This is a genomic window from Asticcacaulis sp., from assembly GCF_027484505.1.
In the GTDB taxonomy this organism is placed as follows: domain Bacteria; phylum Pseudomonadota; class Alphaproteobacteria; order Caulobacterales; family Caulobacteraceae; genus Asticcacaulis.
This window is the reverse complement of record NZ_JAIXSV010000150.1, coordinates 1-2,823: the sequence shown is the minus strand read 5'-3', so window position 1 is coordinate 2,823 and position 2,823 is coordinate 1. Positions and strand designations below refer to the sequence as shown.

At 66.1% G+C, this 2,823-nt stretch carries 3 protein-coding genes; all 3 read right to left on the bottom strand.

The annotated features are described in order from the left end of the window. The coding region (locus Q0072_RS09755) for a HAMP domain-containing protein (protein ID WP_298329110.1) at positions 1-898 on the bottom strand (898 nt) is incomplete at its 3' end. 76 nt (positions 899-974) lie between these two features. Then, entirely contained in the window at positions 975-1,856 is an 882-nt protein-coding gene (locus tag Q0072_RS09750; protein WP_298329108.1) for an intradiol ring-cleavage dioxygenase, read from the bottom strand. A 196-nt stretch (positions 1,857-2,052) separates the two neighbouring features. Further along, entirely contained in the window at positions 2,053-2,784 is a 732-nt protein-coding gene (locus tag Q0072_RS09745) for a response regulator transcription factor (RefSeq protein WP_298329106.1), read from the bottom strand. Positions 2,785-2,823: the final 39 nt, after the last annotated feature.

Below are 2,823 nucleotides of genomic sequence, written 5' to 3'. Positions count from 1 at the left end.
GGCGGAAGGCCAGCCGGGCCAACGGCGTGCGCAGGTCATGCGCAATGGCGGCCACCATCAATGTGCGGTCTTCCACGTAACGGCGCAGCCTTTCCTGCATCTGGTTGAAGGCGGTGGCAGCCGCGCGGACCTCGGGCGGGCCGCTGCTGGTTGAGAGCGCCGGCGCGCCGGGGTCGCGGCCCAACTGTTCGGCGGCGCGTGCGAACATGGCGATGGGACCCGCCAGCCATCGCGCCAGCCACCAGGCCAGCGGCACCACCACACCCAGGCCGGCGATCAGCCAGTAGAGCATGCGCAGATACCAGCCGCGCAAGCCCCCGCCCGCGGGTTGCACAATCCTCCACTCCCCGCTGGGCAGTTTCAGCGCGGCGGCGAAATCGCCGATGATCGCGTCGTCACGGTCCATGGGGCCACCGGGCCTTGATCCCCGCCCCTGTCCGGGGGCCGGGCCGTCAAACCGTCCGTCGGGCGGTGGGGGCCGGTCACCCTGGGGGGGCGGGGGACGGCTGCCATCGAAACCGCCTGGAATATCCCGGGATTCCGACCACCGTCGGTCCGAGCGTCCCGGCCCGCGCAGTTCCAGCCGGATGAAGCTTTCATCCTCCCCCAGGGCGTCGGCCAGCCATTGCCGGTTGGCGCGCAGCCGGGTGGGCGGACCGGCATTGGGGGGTGGATGCGGCGACACTGTGACGTCGAACCCCGGTGCTGGACGTCCAGAACGCAGGCTCTCCGCCACGCCCGCCAGAAGATGCTGACTGGGCGGCGGCATGGGGGCGGCCAGCAGCAGCAGAAAATTCAACGCCTGGGCCAGCAGCACACCCGCCAGCATCAGGACAAAGATGCGGATGAACAGGGGCCGCCCGGCCAGGGGATTGGTTATCTTGAACAGTGCCGCCACCCTTTGCCAGGAAATCAGCGACAGGATAGGCTGAGGGCACGCCCCTGCGAAAGGGAAACGCCACCAGCCCCCGCCGTCAAACGCCGACCGTCACGGTGCCTGCGTAACCGGCACTGACACTGCCGGTCATGGCGATGGTCTGCGCCGCGATCTGGGCGGCGGTATTGTCGCCGAAGACATTGTCGCTGGCGAGCGTGATGGCGTTCAGTGCTGCGGTGCTGGTGCCATAACCGCCAGCGGCATAGACAGTGGCGCAGACGCTGCCCGGCACTGCAAATTGCGAGATCAGGGCGGCGGTGCGGCCCGTGCCGCTGGTTGCGGCGGCCTGGCTGGTGAACACTTCGAAATGGATATGCGGGTAGCGGCCCATGTAGCAGCCGGGCACAATGGTGGTGAAGGTCACCTGGCCATTGCTGTCGGAAATCTGCACCCCGCGCAGATAGCTTTCGGTCGGCAGGTCGTACAGCGAATATCTGCCGTTCGCATCGCAGTGCCAGATATAGATCGCATAGCCCGAGAGCGGTGTGCAGCCCGTGGAATTCTGCAAGGTGATGGTCAGCGTCATCGGCACACCCGTCGCCTGGGTCGTCGAACTGATGAAGCTGGACCGGATGTCGGACCGGATGACCCCGGAAGAGGTCAGCACATTGGACGTGGCGCCACTGGAAGTATTGGTGCCGTCGGCGGGGTAGGGGCCGTTGGTTTCGGTGGCGTAATCAACACAAGCGCCGCCGGTGGTGGTGCCCGTGCTGCCGGTGCTGCCCGTTGTGGTCGTGGTGGTTGTGGCGGTGCTGCTGGTGCTGTCCGACCCGCCACCGCCGCAGCCGCTCAGCAAAGCCGCCAGACCGGCACCACCCAGCAGCGACAGGGCGCGGCGGCGTTCCAGGATACGGCTGTTCAGGGTTTCCAGGTCGAAGAGCAGACCACGGTCATGATCTTCGATGTGATGTTCGCTCATCTCTTGTCTCCGTTTCGGGGGTGGCCGACGGGGGCACCGCCGTTCGCGGCCCAAGGAATGGCGGGGCGATGTTGCCCGGGGATGTCAGGCGTGTGTCAGCGGCCCGTTTGGCATCGTTATATTATGTCGCCTGAAAAATTATGACGAAGCGGATGCATCATGGTACCGGCGGGGTGTGGCGGCAATGCCGCAATCCCTATCGCGTGACGGCCGGGACAAACATGTAGCCTTCGTTGCGAACGGTGCGGATCAGTTCGGCACTGTCATCGGCGGCGGCCAGTTTGCGGCGCAGGCGGCTGATCTGAACATCAATGGCGCGGTCAAAATGGTCAGCACTTTCGCCATGGGCAAAATCCAGAAGCTGATCACGGGTCAGCACCCGCCGCGGATGGTCGACAAGCGCGCGCAGCAGGCGGAACTCCGCATCCGACAGGGTGACATCCTGGCCTGATGGAGCAGAGATCATGCGGCTGTCGGGCTGCATGCGCCAGCCGGCAAACCCGATCCAGCTTTCCACCGCCACCGGGGCAGGGGAGGTCGGCACGGGCTCCACCGGGGCGGCAGCCCCCCGGCTGCGGCGCAGGACGGTGCGGATGCGGGCCAGCAACTCGCGCGGATTGCATGGTTTTTCCATGTAATCCTCCGCCCCCATTTCCAGGCCGACGATCCGGTCCACATCGCCGCCCACGGCCGACAGCATGATGACAGGTGGGCCCCCGCCGGCCACCAGCCCTTTCAGCGCCGTCAGGCCATCCTCCTGCGGCATCATCACGTCGAGTACGATCAGGTCGTAGGTCCCGGCAGCCAGCTTGGCCCGCATTTCAGGCGGATTGCCGGCCGTGTCGGTCCGGTAACCGTGCCGGTCCAGGAAGGTGGAGATCAGGCCGCGCAGGCCCGGATCATCATCCACGATCAATATGCGGGTCATCAGATCCATATCCCGATTATGGCGTCGTGACCTTCTCTG